The organism is Streptomyces finlayi (assembly GCF_014216315.1).
Taxonomy (GTDB): domain Bacteria; phylum Actinomycetota; class Actinomycetes; order Streptomycetales; family Streptomycetaceae; genus Streptomyces; species Streptomyces finlayi_A.
The window spans coordinates 3171167-3190012 of the sequence record NZ_CP045702.1 but is presented as its reverse complement, the minus strand read 5'-3'; the positions used below and the strand labels follow the sequence as shown (position 1 = coordinate 3190012).

Sequence of the window (18846 nt, the reverse complement as noted above, 5' to 3'; positions counted from 1 at the left end):
CCCCACGTTCCGTAGCTGACGCCTTGTCAGGTTACTGAACTGACGGCCCGTCAGGAATGCCTGTGCAGGCAAAGGCTGAGGTGGTGGTGCGTCGCGCGCCGGCCGCTCGCGCCCAGGCGGCCTCGCGCGCCAAGGCTGTCGCCGCAGTCCGGGACAGCTGACCGTCGCGCAGCTGTCGGTGCACCGACAGCTGCGCGACGGTCAGGCGGATCCGCTCAGGGCTCGATCAGAAGGTGAAGACCGCACCCTCGGCCAGGCTTCCCTGCATCTCGCACGGGTTGCCGAAGCTGGTGGACCAGGAGACGTTCCGCCCCTGCCAGGCGCCGCTGGCGGTGATCACGACGGGGTCCCACTGGCGCGTACAGTTCCGCTGCGGCGACGACGTCGTCAGCTGGTTGAACTCGCCCTCGACGGAGCGCAGTTCCGTACACGCGGCCGTGGGTGAGGGGTGAGTGCCGCTGGGGCGGGGCGTGCAGCTCAAGGTCACGGCTCGCTCGACGGTGGCCGTGGCGGCCGTATCGCCCCTGCTGATCGTCAGTACGAGCACCGACGGGGCGTACAGGCTGGTCGGCTGAGCAGGCCGAGCAGGCTGGGCCTGCGCGATGCCCGTGGCCGTCGCGCCGGTCACGGCAAGCACGGTTCCCATGGCGGCTGTGGCAATTCTGCCGAGCGTGTAACGCATCTGTGGAACTCCTTCGCTTGGGGGGCGATTACGGTCGGGAGTCTTGCCCATGCGGACAGTGAGTGCATGTCGATCAGTTCTTTCCGGCCCTGCCTTCTCGTCCCGGATCAACCGAATGGTCGTTTGGGCAGCTCGAGGTGGGTGCGGGCGTCTTCCGGGGGGCGTCCGCCATGTGGGCAATTTGCGGTGGTACAACCGCGAACTACCGTTTGACCTGCGTGTACTGCAGACTGGTTCGCTCACCGAACAGGCTGCTTCGGCCGGAAGTTGTCGCTGAACAGCGGGTCGGTGAGGCGTTGCCACCGGCCGTGCGGCGGCCCGCACCGTGCGAGGGTCGTGGTCCTGGAGCCGTCGCGGCTGACGTAGGGTGATGTCAACCGACGCGGGGTGGAGCAGCTCGGTAGCTCGCTGGGCTCATAACCCAGAGGTCGCAGGTTCAAATCCTGTCCCCGCTACTGCACGAAGAGGCCCGGATCCAGTGGATCCGGGCCTCTTCTGTCAAGGGCGTGCAGGCGCCGGTTCCCGTACCGCCGGACGTCCGGACATCCATCCCGGATGCTGGGACATGGCCGCCGGGTGGCCCGCCGGGACAGGGTTTCGGTATGACACAGATGGCAAGCGCAGACGAATCCGTAGTAGTGATCGGCGGCACCGGCAAGACGGGGCGCCGGGTCGTGGCCCGGCTCCGCGAGCAGGGGGTGGAGACGCGGGCGGCCTCGCGGTCCGGGGAGACCCCGTTCGACTGGGCGGACCGGTCCACGTGGCGGCCCGCCCTCGCCGGGGCGAGCGCCGCCTACATCGTCCCGCTGGACGCCTCGCCCTCCCCGACGCCCGCCCTGGTGGAGGAGGCCGTGGCGAGCGGGGTGCGGCGGCTGGTGCTGCTCTCCGCCCGAGGCGTGGACGTGCCCGGATACTTCGGGGCCTCCTACGACGGCAACGGGCCGCACATGGAGGGCGAGACCGCCGTACGCGCCTCCGGCGTGGACTGGACGATCCTGCGGCCCGGCTGGTTCGCCCAGAACTTCGACGAGGGCGTCTTCCTGGACGGCGTCACCTCCGGTGAACTCGCCCTGGCCACCGGGGACGGTGCCGCCGCCTTCGTCGACGCCGACGACATCGCGGCGGTGGCGGTCGCCGCCCTCACCGAGGACGGCCACGCGGGCCGGACGTACGAGCTGTCCGGCCCCCGGGCGCTCGGCATCGGCGAAGCCCTCGCCGAGATCGAGAAGGCGACCGGCATCCGGTCCGCGTATGTGCCGGTCGGCGAGCAGGAGTTCCTGGCGGGCCTGGTCGCGCAGGGGATACCGGAGGCCGAGGCGGCGCTCTGGGCCGATGCGCTGAAGCCGATCCGGACGCACCGGGAGGCCGCGGTCGCGGACGGGGTGCGGCGTGCGCTGGGCCGTGAGCCCCGCGACTTCACCGACTTCGTACGGGACGCGGCGGCGGGCGGGGCCTGGCAGCGCTGACGGGGCCGGAGGCAGGGCGGGAGGCAGGGGCGGGAGCGTAGACAGCCCCCGCCTCCCACGGCTCAGCCCGCCGGAGCCTCCCGGCCCCGGGGCAGCCGGGTCGCGGCGGCCGCGGTGGTCGTGGCCGTCTGCCGCCGGTACGCGCTCGGGCTCTCACCCCGGAGCCGCTTGAAGGCCGCGCTGAAGCCGAAGGCGTCCGCGTAGCCCACGCGCCGTGCCACGGACGCCACGGTCAACTCGGGGCGGGCCAGCAGATCCGCGGCGAGTGTCATCCGCCACTCCGTCAGATACGCCACCGGCCCCTCCCCGACGAGTTCCGTGAACCGCTTGGCCAGGGTCGTGCGCGACACCCCCGCCCGGTCGGCCAGTTCCGCCGTCGTCCACGGGTGGGCCGGGTCCTCGTGCATCGCGCGCAGGGCGGGCCCCGCCACCTCGTCACCGAGCGCCCGGTACCACTTGGGCGGTTCGGCCTCCGGACGGTCGAACCAGTCCCGCAGCGTGCACACCAGCATCCAGTCCAGCAGCCGGTCGAGCACGATCTGCCGACCAGGACCGGGCCCGGCGATCTGCGCCTCCAGGTAGTCCCGCATGGGCGTGCAGTCGTGCTCGTCCGCGACGACCAGTGCCGGTGGCAGGACGCGCAGCAGCCGCTGCGGCACCGCGGCCTGTACGTCGTAGGCGGCCGCCATCAGGACGGTGGGCCCGTCGATCTCCCCCAGGGGCTCCCGCTCGCCGCCCGTCCCCCCGGACCAGCGCACGTCCCGTACCGCGGCACCTGCCGCCGGCTCCGGGTCGTCGGTGAAGACGAACGGCGCAGGCCCTCGTACGATCGCGGCCTCACCGAGCTCCACCCGCAGCGGCGCGCCACCCTCCGGGACGATCCACCCGGCACCCCGCAGCGGAACGCACAGGGTCAGATACGCCCCGTCCGTGAACCGCAGCGCCCACGGCGGCCACAGCACCGAACGGCCGAACACCGCGCCTCTGCCCCGGACGCCGCCCAACAGCTCATCGAACACATCCATGACGCAACGATAGGCGGACGCCCGGGCGTTACGGACGATCTCCTATGCACCGCGGACGGACGGCCATGGTTCCGGGCCCCGCCGCGCGATGGACTTGCCCCATGACAACGAAGGCGACAAGGGCACCGCAGAGCACGCGAACCACCTCCTCCGACATCCTCGTCCTGGGAGCCACGGGCAAGACCGGCCGCCGGGTCGTCCGGCACCTGCGCGACACCGGTACGGCCCGGGTGCGGGCGGCTTCGCGCTCCGGCGAGGTGACGTTCGACTGGACGTTCCCGGCGACCTGGGAGCCCGCGCTGAGCGGCGCCCTGGCCGTCTACCTGGTGGCACCCGAGGATCCGGCCCCCGTCGGGGAGTTCGTCGCACAGGCCGTGCGCGCCGGCGTACGCCGCTTCGTGGCGCTGTCCGGACACGGCGTCGAGGCGGCCGGGGACGATTTCGGGCAGGGCATGCTGGCGGGCGAAGGGGCGGTACGGGCGTCCGGCGCCGAGTGGACGATCATCCGGCCGAGCAACTTCTTCCAGAACTTCGACGAGGACCTGTGGCACGCGCCGCTGAGGGCGGGCCGCCTGGCCCTGCCCATCGGTGCGATGCCCGAGCCGTTCGTCGACGCCGACGACGTGGCCGAGGTCGCGGCGGCCGTCCTCACCGGCGACGGTCACGAGGGCCGGACCTACGAGCTCACGGGCCCCCGCGCGCTGACGTTCGCGGAGGCCACGGAGACGATCGCGCGGGCGGCGGGACGCCCGATCCGCTACGAGGAGCTGACCCCGGAGGCGTACCGCGCCGAACTCCTGGGCCAGGGACGGCCGGAGGCCATGGTGGACCTCCTGGGCGGGATGTTCGCCGTGCACCGGGCGGGTCATTCGGCGGCCCTCGGCGACGGAGTCCAGCAGGTACTCGGCCGGGAAGCCGCAGACCTGGCTCCGTGGGCGCGACGTATCGCGGCGGCGGGGACCTGGGCGTAAGCGAATCCGGGGCGCGTGACGTGCGGGACGGCGTCATTGCTTGAGCACACGTGGCGCGCGGCAGCAGCCTTTGCACATGAAACATGACACATAATCAGGTTGGAGAAAGGCTGAGCCTGAGGGTGATCGCCCTTGTGTGGCGGACGCTCCGGGTGCTACATCCTGGAAGCTTTGCCTGGAGATACCTCCTCTTCGCGCTTGCATGTCACGTGGGGCGGCGCGATAGCGTCACTCGGGCGGCAAACGATATGCGTTGGGGAAGCGGCGGGGGAGCACGGCTGTGCAGTATTCGGACCGGTGGCAGGAATTGTTCGATCAGGCGGGGAAGCCCAGCACCGTGGAATCCGGAGAATCGGCGACGCGCATGTCGCTGGCCTCGGTTGCACCTGATCGTTCGGGAGACTCGTCGGGGCGTGCGGCTGAGGGCGGCAAGGGAGGTCTGCAGCACAGTGGCGGGCCGTGGACCAGCGCGTCGGGTGCTGCCGACACGCTGCGTACCAGCACCGAGCAGAGCCGCGGCCGACTCGGTCCCGCGCACGAGGGCGTTGCTTCCGGGGCGAAAGGGCTTTCGTCCGTGACAGCGCTGAAGGCGGTCCAGGAATCCTGGGAGGAGCGACTGGTCGCAGTACGGGGAGAATGCGGCTACCTGAAGGGGGCGCTGCTCAAGGTCGCCAAGGAGATGGGCGAGACCGAGGCTGCGGTGAAGAGCTCCTTCAACGTGGTGGAAAAGGGTGAGCGCCGGTGACCGGTACCACGCTGACCTGGCAACTTTTGCGGGACCTGAAGCCATCGGAGTTCGAGGACGCGGGAGACGGCTGGAGCGAGGTCTCGGGCCGCGCCGATTCCGATCGGGTGAAGACCGACAGAGCAATGACGGCGCAACTGCGCGAAACTCAGGAGAGCGACTCGGCGAAGGCGGCCGTCACGCGGCTGGAGCGGCTGAGCCGAAATTTTCAATACGTTCACACCGAGGCCGGCCTCATCCGTACGACATTGAACGGTCTCGCCTCCGAACTCGCCGCACCGCGGAAGCAGCTCCTGGAGGCCCTGGAGGATGCCGAGAGCCTCAGGTTCACCGTCCATGAGGACGGTTCTGTGAGCTATCCGGCGGCCGTCGGCAAGACCCTGCTCGGAGAGAAGGAAGCGCCGGGCGGGTCCGCCCAGGGCAGCGCGCGGCTCCCACTGGAGGCGCCCGGACTGAACGAGCAGCCCGGCTTCCCCGGGGGACGCCTCGCCCCCAATCCGAACACTGCGAAGGCGCAGGGTATCGCGGACAGGATTGCGCGGGCGGTGCGCTCCGCCGCCGAGATCGACGGCCGGTATGCGAAGGCGCTGAGTAAACTCAAGGCAGCCAAGGGACTTGACGTCACCAAGGCAACGATGGACGACGTGTTCCGGGACACGGCGGAAGTGCGCGCCACTGCCGGCACATACCTCGGTCACGGCATTCCGTGGGACAAGTCACCCGCAGATCGCAAGGAGTGGTGGGACGGCCTGAGCGAGGAGCAGCGCCAGGAGTACCTGGAGGTCGCCCCGGACCTGGTCGGCAACCTGGATGGGGTTCCGGCAGTAGCGCGGGACGAGGCGAACCGGAACCATTTGCCCGTACTCATCGGCGAGTTGGAGAAGCAGGGCGGCGACGAAGCCCAGACCAAGATCGATGCGCTCCGGGGGCTCCAGACCAAGCTGGGTGAGCCCTCCAAGGTGCCGATGTATCTGCTGGGCATCGGGGACGAGGGCAACGGCCGCGCCATCGTGGCGTACGGGAATCCGGACACCTCGCGGAACGTCTCGGCATATGTGCCGGGGCTGGGGACCAAGCTGGACAAGGATTTCGTCGATGAGACCCTGGAGCGGGGCTTGGACACCGCGAAGGGTGCGCGAGGATACGACTCGTCCAGCGCGGCCATTGTCTGGCTCGGCTACGACGCACCGCAGGACGTGGACGTCATGGGTAGGGGTGACGCGGAGAAGGGAGCCCTCGCCTACAACAGTTTCATGGGCGGGCTTGAGGCCACCAACGAGAACAAGGACCCGCACCTGACCGCGATTGGCCACTCCTACGGCTCGCTCACGGTCGGCACCGCGGCACAGCAGGACGGTGGCATCCCCGGCGCGGATGACATCATCCTGCTCGGCAGTCCCGGTACCGGCGTCGACAAGGCCGAGGACCTCGGCGTCGGCAAGGACCACGTGTTCGTCGGAGCGGCCGACAACGACCCGGTCACAAAGCTTCCCTCGAAGCAACAGAGCGTGGTGGGCAGCGTGGCAATGGCTGGGGGACCGCTGATCTCGTACGTGGCTGGGGACATCGCCGACCAGGGAGACGACGACCTCTACTTCGGCAAGGACCCGGCGAGCGAGGCATTCGGTGCCAGGCGGTTTGAAGTCGATGACGGGCCGCGGCCCATCCGCGACCTGGGAAAGTTCGCTGCTCACTCGCAGTACTTCACCCCGGAAAAAGATGCGGTATCCGCAGAGAATATCGCCCAGATCGTGGCAGGAGATCGCAGAGACATGAAGTGGGAGGAGTATCGGTGAAACGAGCGATGATGCAGGTCTCACTTTTCGTTCTGGCGAGTGCACTGCTTGTTGGGTGTGAAATTATGGGTAAGAAGGGAGTCGCGGCGACCATGAATATGCAAGAAGCTGCGGAGCATTCAGATGCCATGTTGGATGCGACGATCGGTGCCATCAGGCCGAAGATCGAGTGGGCCCACGAAGACACAACGGCCGGAAGCTGTGACGTTACTCGGCGGCGAGTGGTGATGACAGTGATTTCCGAGCAGCGGCGCGGCAACTTCCTCGGCGTGGTAGAGCGATTCTGGAAGAAGAGTGGTTACGAGATCACTTCTGTCAAACAGGGTAAGACCCATCCTGGTATCTTCGCCACCTCGCCTGACGGATTCGGGATTGTCTTGGTAATTCGTGGAGAGGGGCAGGCGTACTTCGAGGTCAACACCCCATGCGTGAAGAACTCCGAAGTCGCGGCCCCGACTGTCAAGCCCAATGGCCCCGCCTACGAGGGCGTTGAGATCCCGCGTCCCAACGTGCGCTCCGCCTTCTGGTCGGCAGACACTCCGGTTCCGTCGTCGGCTCCAAGCGCAGGCTGACCATGGCTGGCAGGACATCGACCAGGGTCGTCAATCGCGTCTCGTCTCTGCTGGCTGGGCGGTGAGGTCTCGCATCGGAGCCTGGGTGGGAAAGGCTGGACACGGGCGACACCTCGGGCTGTTCACGAGTAGCTTCTGCCTTTGGTTTCGCCGGGGGTGACGTTCGCTTCCACTCGGGTGGTGATCCGTTTCCCGGAGCCTCGCTCCACATCGCGGATCAGGCGGCCTGGGCCAACCTCGGCCTGCACCACCTCGATCTCACCAGCGTCTGCGGGTGTGGCGATCGGTCGGTGCTGCAAGCCATCGTGCTGGCCTGCTGGCTCCCCGTTCGACTGCCGGACGGCTTAGCTACTCACCTGGATCTGAGTAGCCGCCCCCACCCGGCACGCGCCCCGGCCTCCTAGGCTCCGCACCATGAGTTCCGTTCAGTCTGTTACCTGCACCTTTTGTCACTTTTTGATGTCGCGCGTCTCTCGTGTGGCCGGCACTACGGTCGGCGTGGAAGACGACGGATGCTGAGGATGCACTCCGCCCGCTCGATTCTGTGGCTCACCGGCATCCTGCTCGTCGTGGCGGTGTGCGTGGCCTGCTACCGCGTGTGGGACGGGGAGCCGTATCCGGCGACCGACCCCGACCAAGTCGCCGCTCGGCTCAAGCAGGAAGCCCAGCACGTGTACGACGAGGTGGCCCTGCCCGGGCCGCCCGACGTGAGTTCCAGCGGCGTGGAAACGGGCACTTGCTACTACCGCGGGCTGCGGTCCGTCGCCCATATCGATCAAGGCCGCAGGGACGTGCGCGACTTCAGACTCGAATGGTGGGTGACGGACATCACGAAGGACACCGCCCGCGTCGGCCAGGAGCGCGTACGCCGACGGCTGGAGCAGGAGGGCTGGAAGCTCACCAGCGAGAACATCTCCGACATGGGCTTCAGGTTCGAGCGCCCGGACACCGACTTCATGGTCGATGTGGACTGGTACCAGCCCACCGGAACGCTCGCCGTCAGCGTCTACGCTCCGTGCGGGAAGCTCCCGGACGGCTTCGACGAGTACGAATTGCCGGAGTCCGATTGGAGCCCCAAGTGACGGCCTCGCAGGGGCGGGCCGGCATCTGCTCGCTGCTCCTGGGCATCGCCGGCGTGGCCATGTTCGGATGCCCTTGGTTGCCGTCCGCGGTCTCACCGTGGATCCGGTCTTTCCCTGTTTACTTGATTGTGCCTGTCGGGATCTGCGCGGTCGTCTCTGGCGTCGACGCACTGCGCGATATGCGGGGGAAGGACCGGGCCGACCGCCATCGCGCGCGGGCCGGAATTATTCTCGGCTCGGTGGCCATCGTCGTGCCGGTCGCCGTCGTTGCCTGGGCCTGCTGGGTGCTCAGCGGAACGTATGGATGACCGAGCGGAGAAGTCTGAGCTGCTCGAAGCCCCGAACGGTGCTGATGGGGCTGCTGTTGTCGTTGCAATACCACTGGAGAGCCCGCCTCGCGGATGCCTGTCGGGTTTTGCTCGACGAGCTGCGAGGTCCCGCGCGGAAATGGCTGGGCGTGCCCGCCATCGCACAGCACGATGCTCGGCCGGATTGCGTTTCCCGTCGTGTCTACCGGGCCTTCGACCAGCTGACCACAGTCCTTGATCCCTACTGCTGCGCCCGGCGCCGCCGCCTGCCCCACGACGAAGCGGCCCAACACTGATCGTGGCCAAGGAGAACCGCCAGGGGCCATCGTCCCGGATCGGGAACACGGCATTGGCGACTCGGGCGGTTGGGCACCTTCAGGTGGTGGACCAGGCCGGGTCGCTCAGCCGGTGCTGGCCACCTTCCTGGCTATCTTGCGGGCGTCCAGGGCGAGTTCGCGGAGCATTCCGCTGATCGGGTTGGTGAACCCGGTGAAGTACAGGCCCGGCGCCTCCTTCGGCGTACGCGCCCCGTGCACCACCGGTCTGCCCCGCTCGTCCAGGACACTCAGGTGGCCGACCAGGCCCTCCAGGGACCGTCGGTAGCCGGTCGCGGCGATCACCGTGTCCGGGGTGAGCCGGGTGCCGTCGGCGAGGACCACCGCGTCACCGTCGAGGGACTCCACGGCCGCCACCGGTTCCACCCGGCCCGCCTTCACCGCATCGATCAGGCCCACGTCCTGGACCGGGATCGCCCCCTCCCTGACGCGGGAGTACAGGCCCGTGGTGGGCCGTGGCAGCCCCTGGGCGGAAAGGTCCGGGACGGCGAGCTTCGCCAGGACCCTGCCCGCCCGGTCCACGAGCCGTGCCGGCAGCCGCCGCACGAGGATGCCGGTCGCCTGGGCGGGCCAGCCGGCCGTGGAACGGCGCACGATGTGCGGAACGGTGCGTACCGCGATCCGTACGCGGGAAGCACCGCCCTCCACCAGGTCCACGGCGATCTCCGCTCCCGTGTTGCCGATCCCGACGACGAGGACGTCCCGGCCGGCGTACGGGGTCGGGTTGCGGTACTCCGAGGCGTGCAGCAGCTCGCCGGTGAACGTGTCGCGGCCGGGCCAGTCCGGGACGTGCGGCGTGTGGTTGTAGCCGGTGGCGACGACGACGGCGCGCCCGGTCAGTACCCGGCCGCCGCTCGCGGTCAGCTGCCAGCCGGTCCCGTCGGCGGCCCGGTCGACGCGGGAGACCTCTACACCGGTGACCACTTCGAGTTCGTGGTGCTCGGCGTACTTCTCCAGGTAGCGCACCATGTCCGCGCGCGACACCCATCGCCCGAACCTGCGGGGCATCGCCAGGCCGGGCAGCGCGGACCGCCGCCGGGTGGTGTGCAGGTGCAGCCGGTCGTAGTGGCGGTGCCATGAGGACCCGGCGCTCCCGGACTTCTCCAGGACGACGGCCCGCACGCCCCGTTCGCGCAAGGACGCGGCGACGGCGAGACCGCCCGGTCCGCCGCCGACGACGTAGACGGGCCGGTCGTCGGTGCGGTCGGTGGAACCTGTCCGTACGGAGGCGGATGCGGCCATGTGGGGGGTGGAGGCGCTGTCGGGCATGACTATGGAGCGTAATCGCGTGCTCACCCGGTGGGTCTCGGTCGAGGCCGGAATCGGTTGCGAATTGATCACGTGGCGACCTCTTGCGCGGGGTGGCCCGGATCAGGTGAACTGACGTCCCGTCAGATCAGCTGTCCCGTGACCGGAAGGAGCGCCGATGCGGACGATCGTGCTCGGTGGGACGGAGTGGCTCGCCGTCCTGCGCATAGGGCTCGGCCTGTGGTGGCTGGAGAGCTGGCGCCACAAGGACAGGAAGGCGTGGTTCGAGCGCGGAACGGGCATCGCGTGGGCGGCGGACGTCGCCGGAAAGCACCGCTGGCCGGTGGTCCGTACCGGCTTCCGGCGCGTGGTCGAGCCCCGCCCCCGGCTGATGGCCTACGTGGTCGTCTACGCCGAACTCGCCCTGGGACTGGGGCTGGTCGCCGGATTCCTCACCCCGGTCGCGCTGGTCGCGGGGCTGCTCCTGAACCTCCTCTACCTGGTGCTGATGATCCACGACTGGGCCGAGCAGGGGCAGAACGCGATGATGGCGCTGATCTCGCTCGTCGCGCTCTTCGCGATGTCCTGGCAGACCTGGTCACTCGACGAGGCGATCGGACTGTTCCTGTGACGTCGCGCTACGACCTTCCGGAACCGGACGCGTTCACCCGCCCCTACTGGGACGCGGCGGCGCGGGGCCACCTGCTGCTGCGCCGCTGCGGAGCCTGCGCCCGGGCCCACCACTACCCGCGGGAGTTCTGCCCCCGCTGCTGGAGCGAGGACGTCGGCTGGGAACGCGCGAGCGGCCGCGCGACGCTCTACACCTGGTCCGTCGTCCACCGCAACGACCTCCCGCCGTTCGGCTCCCGGGTCCCGTACACGGCGGCCGTGGTCGACCTCGCCGAGGGACCGCGGATGATGACGGAGATCGTGGACTGCGAGCCGTCGGGCCTGACGGTCGGAATGCCGCTCATGGTCGCCTTCCGCCATGAGGAGGGCAGGGAATCGATCGCGGTCTTCGGCCCGGAGCGCTGACGCCCGGAGCGCTGACGCCCGGAGCCGACGCGCGGAGCCGACGCGCGGGTGCCGGCCCTGGTCCGCAGGCCCGGTCACAGTCCCGGTGCGCCCCATACCGGGAACCAGCGGGCCAGGTCCTTCTCCACTTTCAGGTCGTCGCCCAGGACCGCTCTGACCTGGAGTTCCAGTTGGTTGTCGCGCTTCTCCGTGCTGCCGGGCAGAGGGACGAAGGGGTAGAAGGTGCCCCGCTTGTAGAGGTAGACCAGGGCCAGTCCGCGTCCGTCCGGGTGGTGGAAGCCGATCAGTGAGCACAGCAGGTGCGGGCCGAAGCCGCCGTCCTGGAGCAGGGTGTTGACCGCGTGCAGGTCGTTGACCAGGGCAGCGGTGTCCCCGGGTGGCTGACGGGCGAGCAGCCAGGTGTAGCCGTACGCGTCACGGCTGAACTCCACGGGGATTCCGCCCCGCCCGGTGTCCGCGTCGAGCAGTTCCCGTACGTCCTGCTGGAGGCGGGCGAAGCCGCCGCCCTCCACGCCGGCGAAGCAGACCGAGCCCAGGCCCGTGGGGGCGAAGCCCGTGCCCGCCTGGAGGGTCAGCGCGGCGGAGGGGACGGCGAAGAGCTGGTCGAGGTCGGGGCGGACCGGCTTGCTGCGGCCCAGGAGGCTGTCGAGGAAACCCATGGACGCTCCTTACGGCCCGGACAGGTCGGCGGAGATGCGGGCCAGCTGGTCGAGGCGCTGTTCGAGCGTCGGGTGGGAGGAGACCAGTCGGCCGAAGCTCTCCTTCGAGGCGAACGCGGGCACGAAGTAGAAGGCGTTGTACGGCTCCGCCTTCCGCAGGTCCTCCGTCGGTATCCGCGCCATCTGGCCGCTGATCTTCGTCAGGGCCGAGGCGAGTGCCGAGGGGCGGCCGGTGAGCAGGGCGGCGGTGCGGTCGGCGGACAGTTCGCGGTAGCGGGAGAGCAACCGGGTCAGCAGGAAGCTCAGGGCGTAGACGAGGGCGCTGATCAGCGGGATCAGCATCAGGATGACGCCGGCCGGGTCGTTGCCGCGGCTGTTGCGGGCGAAGCCGCCCCAGAGCGCGATCCGGGTGATCACGCCCGCGAGGACGCCGAGGAACGAGGCGATCGTCATCACCGCGACGTCCCGGTGCGCGACGTGCGACATCTCGTGGGCGAGGACGCCCTCCAGCTCCTCCGGTCCGAGTCTGCGCAGGAGCCCGGTCGTGGCGCAGACCAGGGCCGTCTTGTCGCTGCGCCCGGTGGCGAACGCGTTCGGTACGTCACTGTGCGCGATCGCCACCCGCGGCTTCGGCATATCGGCCAGGGCGCAGATCCGGTCGATGGCACCGTGCAGCTCGGGCGCCTCTTCGGGGGTGACTTCCCGGGCGCCCATCCCGTAGGCCGCGATGCGGTCGCTGAACCAGAACTGGGCGACGAAGAGGCCGCCCGTGAGGACGAGGATGACCGGCCAGGAGCCGCGCAGGGCGGCCAGGAGCACGCCGACGAAGACCACGTACAGCAGACCGATGAAGAACATGGTCGTCACCATGCGGGTCGTCAGGCCACGGTCCGGGGCGTAGCGGGTACGGGCGCGTGCCATGGGTGCCTCCCTACGGGTCATCTGTCTCCCATAGTGCCCCTTTCCGGTCGATACCGGGCCGCGTGCTCGGCTCAGGGCCAGAGCAGCTCCCGCACCCAGGGGGCGCCGCCCGGATGCCCCTCCGACCGGTAGCGCAGCCGTACGTGCCGCCGCCGCCGCGCGTCGCCCTGGAAGAACTCGGCCTCCCGCGGCTCGACGACGTATCTCGTCCAGCTCCGCACCTGGGCGTCCGGTGTGGACGCGGCCCGCTCCCAGGCGGTCTCCGAGGCCCGGACCAGCTCGTCCCGCGACCGCAGGACCTCGCTCTGCCGGCCCACCAGCGCCGAGGCCAGCGCCCCCGTCGAGCGGGCGTGCAGATCGGCCAGGCTCTCCGCCGGACCCGCCGCGATGACGGGTCCCCGAACGCGGACCTGCCGCCCCTGCGCCGGCCAGTAGAAGCCGAGCGCGGCGTAGGGGCGGGCGGCGAGCTGGTGGCCCTTGGCGCTGGTGGCGTGCGAGGCGAAGTGCCAGCCGCGCTCGTCCGCGTCGTGCAGCATCAGCGTCCGTACGTCGGGGCGGCCCTCCTCGTCGACGGTGGCGAGGGACATGGTGTGCGGCTCCGGCTGCCCGGCGGCGACGGCCTCGGCGAACCAGGCGTGGAAGAGGGTGACCGGATCACCGGGGGCGATGGCCGGGTCGAAGGAGGGCAGGTCGGCGTCCCACACGCGCTGGGCGTGCAGCAGATTCAGGAAGGTGCTGTGCGAGTCGGGCATGGGGCCATTCCACACCGTGGACGGCGGGCGGGGCTCCCGCCCCTCTTCCCTCAGCCGTTACCCGCGCCCCAGCACCACCGTCCCCGAGGAGCAGAACCAGCCGCCCGTTCCCGAGGCCACCACCAGTTGCGGCAGTCCGCCGCCCCGGCGGTGCACCTGACGTTCGCCCGCCTCACCGCGCAGCTGCCGCACCGCCTCCACCAGCAGGAACAGGCCTCGCATCCCGGGATGGCAGGCCGAGAGGCCGCCGCCGTCCGTGTTCACCGGAAGCTCTCCCGTCAAACCGGTCCGGCCCTTCTCCACGAACGCCCCGCCCTCGCCCTTCGCGCAGAAACCCAGGTCCTCCAGCGTCACCAGCGTCATATAGGTGAACGCGTCGTAGATCTCGGCGAGGTCGATGTCGGCGGGGCGCACCCCGGCCCGTTCGAAGGCCAGCCGGCCGGAGACGGCCGCGGGGGAGACCGTGAAGTCCTGCCACTCGGACATCGCGGAGTGGGAGGTGTACTCACCGGTCCCGAGAATCCACACCGGGTCCTTCGCCGTGTCCGGTACGTACTCCTCGGCGGCCAGCAGTACCGCGCATCCGCCGTCGCTGCGGATGCAGCAGTGCAGCTTGGTGAACGGGTCCGCGATCATCGGCCCGGACAGGACCTCGTCCACCGTGATCGGGTCCCGGAACATCGCGTCCGGGTTGGCCGCCGCGTTCGCCCGCGCCTGGACCGCCACCTCCGCCAGCTGCTCCGGCGTCGTCCCGTACGCGTGCATGTGGCGGCGCGCGGCCATCGCGTACTTCGCGATCAGGGAGTGCCCGTACGGCACCTCGAACTGGAGCGGCCCGCGGGCGCCGAACGACAGATTGGAGGTCCGGCGCCCCGCTCCGATGTCGGCGCGCGCCGTCGATCCGTACACCAGCAGGACGGCGTTGGCATGACCGGCGGCGATGGCGTCCGCCGCGTGGGCCGCCATGACCTCCCAGGTCGCGCCGCCGACCGCCGTGGAGTCCACCCAGGTGGGAGTGAGGCCGAGGTACTCGGCGACCTCGACGGGTGCGAGCATCCCGAGCCCCGCCGAGGCGAATCCGTCGATGACGGACCGGTCGAGGCCGGAGTCGGCGAGTGCCCGGCGGGCTGCCTGGGCGTGCAGGGCGTACGGGGTGGCCTCGTCGACGCGTCCGCAGTCCGCCAGCGCTATACCGACGGCGGCGACCCGGCGCGGGGTGGTGAGGAGGGAGGAAGGCATAAATCTGACGGTACATCAGATAAGGCACGGTGTAAGGGGGTTGAGTGTCGGGCGGGCGTGCGCACCTCTGGGATTCTCGGACCTCGACGCTTAGCATGACGGACCGTCAGGTCAGGGCGCGGGTCTCTGGCCCAGGGGAAGGAGCCCGAAGATGGACGCCGCCTTCACCGCGGAACAGGACGAGATCCGCCGCACGCTGCGCGAACTGCTGGCCAAGCACAGCGGCCCCGAGGAGGTCCGGGCCGCCGTACGGACCGCCGAGGGTTACGACGCGGTCCTGTGGCGCCGGCTCGCCCGTGACCTGGGCCTGCCGGGGCTCGCGATCCCCGAGGCGTACGGCGGGGTCGGCTGCGGGACCGCCGAGCTCGCCCTCGCCTGTGAGGAGACCGGCCGGGCCCTGCTGCCCTCACCGCTGCTCGCCACCGCGGCCCTGGCCGCCCCCCTGATCACCGCACTCGGTACCGAGGCCCAGCGCGCCGCCTTGCTGCCGGCCCTCGCGGCGGGGACGCTGACCGCCACGCTCGCCGTTCCCGGCACGGGCCTCTCCACGGCCCTGGGCCTTACGGGTGACGAAGCGGGTGACGAAGCGGTTGACCTGGCGGGTGACGTGGCGGGTGACGTGGCGGGTGACGTGGCGGGCGGCGAGGCCGGCGGCTGGGCCGGCGGCTGGGCGGGCTGCGGCTGGGCGGGCGGCGGCCGGGCCGGCGGGGTGCAGGCGAGGCCGGCCGGTGGCGAGGGCGGCTGGCGGCTGTACGGCGAGGCCGCGCAGGTCCTCGACGGCCACAGCGCCGGACTGCTCGTGGTCGCCGCGCACACGGGCGGCTTCCCGCGCAGCCGTACCCTCCTGTTCCTCGTGCATACCAAGACGGCGGCCGGACTCGTCCGCGCCAGGCAGACGTCGATGGACGAGACACGGCCGTTCGGGCGCATCGAACTGCGCGACACCGAGGCCGAACTCCTGGGCGTGGACAGTGCCGTCGAGACGGCGGCCGCACTGGCGGCGGCCGGGCGCACGGCGGCGGCGGTGCTCGCCGCGGAAGCGGCCGGAGCGGCGGCGAGCGTGCTGGAACGCACCGTCGGTCACGTGAAGGCCCGGGAGCAGTTCGGCCGGGCGATCGGCTCCTTCCAGGCGGTGAAGCACCGGCTGGCGGACGCGTACGTACGGGTGCAGGCGGCCCGCTCGGCCGCCTACTACGCGGCCTGGGACCCGACGGCCGCCGGTCTGGCGCTCGCGCAGGCCCTGGAGGCGCTGCGGGTCACCTCCGCCGAGGCGGTTCAGCTGCACGGCGGCATCGGATTCACGTGGGAGCACGAGGCGCACCTCTACTTCAAGCGGGCCACCGCCGACGAACTGCTCTTCGGGCCCGTCCACCGGCTGCGCGACCGCGCGGCGCACCAGGCCGGGCTGTTCCTGACCGGCGGTGCCGGCCAGGCGGTGGCCGTCTGATGGCGCCCGGTGCGCGGTCGGCCCGGAAGGCCGTCCAGAAGATCTCCTCGACCCGCGCCTTCGCCAGGATCGCCCCGCACGTCATCCCCGTCATGGACCGCACGGTGCACCGGCTCACACGCGGCAGGGTGATGCTCAGCGCCCAGATGCTCCCGGGCCTCGTCCTCACCGTGCGGGGCGCGAAGAGCGGGCAGCTCAGAACCGTCCCCCTGGCCTGCATGCCGCAGGAGGGGACGCGGAAGGGGGCCCCGGAGGGCTGGATCCTGGTCGGCAGCAACTTCGGCCGTACGGGGCACCCGGCCTGGACCGCCAATCTGCTCGGCTGCCCGGACGCCGTCGTCAGCTGGAAGGGCCGGGACGTGCCGGTGCGCGCGCGGTTGCTCCAGGGCGCGGAGCGGGCCGAGGTGTGGGAGGCGGCGCTGAGGTTCTGGCCGCCGTACGCGACGTACCAGGCGAGGATCGAGCGGGAGATCCGGCTGTTCCGGCTGGAGCGCGGGGACTGAGCCGCCGGGGCGCGAAGCGGGTCCTGCGGCCGGGGGCCGGCCCGCTGCCGGGTCCTCGGGCGCCGACGGCGGACCACAGTCGCTGCTGCCGTGGTCCGCCGTCGGTGAGACAGGACGACGTGGGGCCCGCGTTGCGGCTGAGCGCCCAGCGTGTGAGGGGAATCCGGCGCCGCGCCTACTTCGCCGGCTTCTTGCCGGTGATGCCCAGGTGTACCAACAGCGCCAGATTGGGACGGAGTTCGGCCTGCTTGACGCCCCAGGTGGTGAACCCCTTCTGGTGCGAGGCCACTGCGGCCAGCATCGCGACCAGGGACCCCGCCATCGCCGCAGGACTGACGTCCTTGTCGACCTTGCCCTTCGCCTGGAGCTCCTTCACCGACTCCGTGAGCGAGTTGGTGACCGAGTTCAGGATCTTCATACGGATCTTGTAGAACCGCTTGTCGCCTTCGGCCGCGCCGAGGTCGACCACCCGGAGGATGGCGTCGTGACGGCGCCAGAAGTCGAGGAATCCCTCGACCAGTTCCTCGGAGGTCTGCCAGCCGGCCTTGCCGACCCAGGAGCGGCCGGCGACCAGTTGGGTCAGCCCGGCACCCTCCTTGGCCATTTCCTCGGCGATTTCGAGGACGGCGCCCTCGACGTCGGGGAAGTACTGGTAGAAGGTCGCGGGTGAAGTCCCCGCCTTCCGGGCGACGTCGATGACTTTGACGTCCCGGTACGGCGAGGAGCTGAGCATCTCGCTGAGGCAGTCGAGCAGCTTCTGCCGCGTCGCCTGGCCGCGTCGACCGGCCACGCGGCCGTCGACGGTGCGTACTTGTCCTGTCATGCCGTCAGCTTACCGAGGGGTGATCGGAGCGCGATTCGGCCGACTGCAAATGGGGAACGCCGCAGGACCGGCGGGGTGCGTGGTCGGTGTGTGGTGGGTTTTCGGCCACGTACGGCGAGGGGGGTCGCCGCTCGCGTGTGGACGGTGTGTCGCCGTGCATAAGTGTTATCAACAGCCTGTGGACAACTTCGGTGGACAACTTTGCCCCCGCCGGGCACGAGGCCTTCACGATTAGGGCGAACGTTCTATATGGGTGCGTCGAGGCGCGCGGCGACGCACCCGCCGTTACGTTGGCTGTGACGGGTGTCACCGTCCGGCTGTCACCGTCCGGCTGTCACCGTCCGGCTGTCATCGTCCGGCGTCACTGTCCGGCTGTCACCGCTACGGAAGGATCCGGGCCCATGGCCGCATTCGCGCACTCCGTGCCGTGCTGGGTGGATGTGCAGCTCTCCGACCTCGAAGCGGGCAAGCGCTTCTACGGCGGGCTCTTCGGCTGGACCTTCCGCGCGGGCGACGGCCTGCTTTTCGCCGACGCGTTCCACGACGGCAGGCTCGTCGCCGGTCTCGCCGCCAAGCGGGACGGCCGGATGCCGACCGCCTGGGGCGTCTACTTCTCCACCGACGACATCACCGCCACGGTGGCCCTCATCAGGGAAGCCGGCGGGCTGGTGATCACCGATCCCGTGCGGGCCGGACGGGCCGGGGTGCTGGCCCAGGCCGCCGATCCGGGCGGTGCGGTCTTCGGACTGTGGCAGGCGGGCGACCGGGCGGGCTTCGAGAAGCAGAACGAGCCGGGTGCCTTCTGCTGGACCGAGGTCTTCACCCGGCGGCCGGAAGCCGTGGACGCCTTCTACGAGCGCGTCTTCGGCTTCGCGGGGACGGATCTGGACGAGTCCGCCGACGGCGCCACCGGAACGGCCGAGTCGGGCGTCGACTACCGGATGTGGTCGCCCGCGGGCACCGAGCCGGGGCCTGATACGGCGATCGGCGGGCGCAGCGTCATCACGGACGCGTTCCCCGCCGAGATGCCCAGCTACTTCCTCACCTTCTTCGCGGTCGCCGACTGCGACCGGGCCGCCGAGACCGTCGTCCGGCTGGGCGGCCGGGTCACCGCACCGCCGTTCGGCATCCCGTACGGGCGGATGGCGGTCGTCCAGGACGACCAGGGCGCCGTCTTCGCCGTGCTCCAGCCGACCGAACTCCTGCCCTGAGCGGCCCCGACACGCTCCGACAGCCC

At 70.4% G+C, this 18846-nt stretch carries 20 protein-coding genes and 1 tRNA gene; 13 read left to right on the top strand and 8 right to left on the bottom strand.

The features are described from left to right. Positions 1 to 226: 226 nt before the first annotated feature. Positions 227 to 682, bottom strand: coding sequence for a subtilase-type protease inhibitor (locus F0344_RS14610; protein WP_185299200.1), 456 nt, complete (start codon positions 680 to 682; stop codon positions 227 to 229). Positions 683 to 1063: 381 nt separating this feature from the next. Here F0344_RS14610 and F0344_RS14605 point away from each other — a divergent pair. Both F0344_RS14605 and F0344_RS14600 read left to right on the top strand, forming a co-directional pair. Then, positions 1064 to 1137, top strand: a tRNA-Met gene (locus F0344_RS14605). Positions 1138 to 1284: 147 nt separating this feature from the next. Then, positions 1285 to 2148, top strand: a complete 864-nt coding sequence (locus tag F0344_RS14600; RefSeq protein ID WP_185299199.1) for an NAD(P)H-binding protein — start codon at positions 1285 to 1287, stop codon at positions 2146 to 2148. Positions 2149 to 2210: 62 nt separating this feature from the next. Here F0344_RS14600 and F0344_RS14595 read toward each other — a convergent pair whose 3' ends face one another. Then, positions 2211 to 3173 carry an AraC family transcriptional regulator gene (locus F0344_RS14595; RefSeq protein WP_185299198.1) on the bottom strand — a complete coding sequence of 321 codons (963 nt, stop codon included), beginning with the start codon at positions 3171 to 3173 and terminating at the stop codon, positions 2211 to 2213. Positions 3174 to 3274: 101 nt separating this feature from the next. Between F0344_RS14595 and F0344_RS14590 the strand changes: the two genes are divergently transcribed. From F0344_RS14590 to F0344_RS14565, 6 genes are all read left to right on the top strand, one after another. After that, the gene (locus tag F0344_RS14590; RefSeq protein ID WP_185299197.1) at positions 3275 to 4144 is read left to right on the top strand and encodes an NmrA family NAD(P)-binding protein; all 870 of its coding nucleotides are present in this window, start codon (positions 3275 to 3277) and stop codon (positions 4142 to 4144) included. Between the two features lie 280 nt (positions 4145 to 4424). Continuing rightward, positions 4425 to 4889, top strand: coding sequence for a hypothetical protein (locus F0344_RS14585; protein WP_258049944.1), 465 nt, complete (start codon positions 4425 to 4427; stop codon positions 4887 to 4889). Further along, complete coding sequence (locus tag F0344_RS14580) at positions 4886 to 6685, top strand: alpha/beta hydrolase (RefSeq protein ID WP_185299196.1); 1800 nt, start codon at positions 4886 to 4888, stop codon at positions 6683 to 6685. Before F0344_RS14585 ends, F0344_RS14580 begins: the two co-directional genes overlap by 4 nt. Beyond that, a complete protein-coding gene (locus F0344_RS14575) occupies positions 6682 to 7257 on the top strand; it encodes a hypothetical protein (protein ID WP_374940090.1) in 576 nt (191 codons plus the stop codon). Before F0344_RS14580 ends, F0344_RS14575 begins: the two co-directional genes overlap by 4 nt. Before the next feature lie 512 nt (positions 7258 to 7769). Next, the gene (locus tag F0344_RS14570) at positions 7770 to 8339 is read left to right on the top strand and encodes a hypothetical protein (RefSeq protein ID WP_185299195.1); all 570 of its coding nucleotides are present in this window, start codon (positions 7770 to 7772) and stop codon (positions 8337 to 8339) included. Beyond that, a complete protein-coding gene (locus F0344_RS14565; RefSeq protein WP_258049943.1) occupies positions 8336 to 8647 on the top strand; it encodes a hypothetical protein in 312 nt (103 codons plus the stop codon). The genes F0344_RS14570 and F0344_RS14565 overlap by 4 nt, the downstream gene beginning before the upstream one ends. Before the next feature lie 401 nt (positions 8648 to 9048). On the opposite strand, the gene F0344_RS14560 is transcribed toward F0344_RS14565, so the two are convergent. Then, on the bottom strand, positions 9049 to 10251 hold the full coding sequence (locus tag F0344_RS14560; RefSeq protein WP_185299194.1) for a flavin-containing monooxygenase: 1203 nt from the start codon (positions 10249 to 10251) through the stop codon (positions 9049 to 9051). Between the two features lie 157 nt (positions 10252 to 10408). Between F0344_RS14560 and F0344_RS14555 the strand changes: the two genes are divergently transcribed. Both F0344_RS14555 and F0344_RS14550 read left to right on the top strand, forming a co-directional pair. Further along, positions 10409 to 10861 carry a DoxX family protein gene (locus F0344_RS14555; RefSeq protein WP_185299193.1) on the top strand — a complete coding sequence of 151 codons (453 nt, stop codon included), beginning with the start codon at positions 10409 to 10411 and terminating at the stop codon, positions 10859 to 10861. Beyond that, positions 10858 to 11265 carry a Zn-ribbon domain-containing OB-fold protein gene (locus F0344_RS14550; RefSeq protein WP_185299192.1) on the top strand — a complete coding sequence of 136 codons (408 nt, stop codon included), beginning with the start codon at positions 10858 to 10860 and terminating at the stop codon, positions 11263 to 11265. The genes F0344_RS14555 and F0344_RS14550 overlap by 4 nt, the downstream gene beginning before the upstream one ends. Before the next feature lie 74 nt (positions 11266 to 11339). On the opposite strand, the gene pspAB is transcribed toward F0344_RS14550, so the two are convergent. The 4 genes from pspAB to F0344_RS14530 all read right to left on the bottom strand — a co-directional run bounded on the left by pspAB (position 11340) and on the right by F0344_RS14530 (position 14836). Then, positions 11340 to 11924 (bottom strand): PspA-associated protein PspAB, encoded by a 585-nt coding sequence (gene pspAB, locus F0344_RS14545; RefSeq protein ID WP_185299191.1) that lies wholly within the window; start codon positions 11922 to 11924, stop codon positions 11340 to 11342. Positions 11925 to 11933: 9 nt separating this feature from the next. Next, positions 11934 to 12845 carry a zinc metalloprotease HtpX gene (gene htpX, locus F0344_RS14540; protein WP_185299190.1) on the bottom strand — a complete coding sequence of 304 codons (912 nt, stop codon included), beginning with the start codon at positions 12843 to 12845 and terminating at the stop codon, positions 11934 to 11936. A gap of 71 nt (positions 12846 to 12916) precedes the next feature. Beyond that, complete coding sequence (locus F0344_RS14535) at positions 12917 to 13597, bottom strand: pyridoxine/pyridoxamine 5'-phosphate oxidase (protein WP_185299189.1); 681 nt, start codon at positions 13595 to 13597, stop codon at positions 12917 to 12919. A gap of 57 nt (positions 13598 to 13654) precedes the next feature. Further along, positions 13655 to 14836 (bottom strand): thiolase C-terminal domain-containing protein, encoded by a 1182-nt coding sequence (locus F0344_RS14530; RefSeq protein WP_185299188.1) that lies wholly within the window; start codon positions 14834 to 14836, stop codon positions 13655 to 13657. A 151-nt stretch (positions 14837 to 14987) separates the two neighbouring features. Here F0344_RS14530 and F0344_RS14525 point away from each other — a divergent pair, with 151 nt between their 5' ends. Together F0344_RS14525 and F0344_RS14520 are read left to right on the top strand one after the other, a co-directional pair. Then, positions 14988 to 16283 carry an acyl-CoA dehydrogenase family protein gene (locus F0344_RS14525; RefSeq protein ID WP_185299187.1) on the top strand — a complete coding sequence of 432 codons (1296 nt, stop codon included), beginning with the start codon at positions 14988 to 14990 and terminating at the stop codon, positions 16281 to 16283. Further along, on the top strand, positions 16283 to 16786 hold the full coding sequence (locus F0344_RS14520; protein ID WP_185299186.1) for a nitroreductase family deazaflavin-dependent oxidoreductase: 504 nt from the start codon (positions 16283 to 16285) through the stop codon (positions 16784 to 16786). The genes F0344_RS14525 and F0344_RS14520 overlap by 1 nt, the downstream gene beginning before the upstream one ends. Before the next feature lie 175 nt (positions 16787 to 16961). Here F0344_RS14520 and F0344_RS14515 read toward each other — a convergent pair whose 3' ends face one another. Continuing rightward, a complete protein-coding gene (locus F0344_RS14515; protein ID WP_185299185.1) occupies positions 16962 to 17609 on the bottom strand; it encodes a TetR family transcriptional regulator in 648 nt (215 codons plus the stop codon). A 401-nt stretch (positions 17610 to 18010) separates the two neighbouring features. Between F0344_RS14515 and F0344_RS14510 the strand changes: the two genes are divergently transcribed. After that, positions 18011 to 18820, top strand: a complete 810-nt coding sequence (locus F0344_RS14510; protein ID WP_185299184.1) for a VOC family protein — start codon at positions 18011 to 18013, stop codon at positions 18818 to 18820. Positions 18821 to 18846 lie beyond the last annotated feature (26 nt).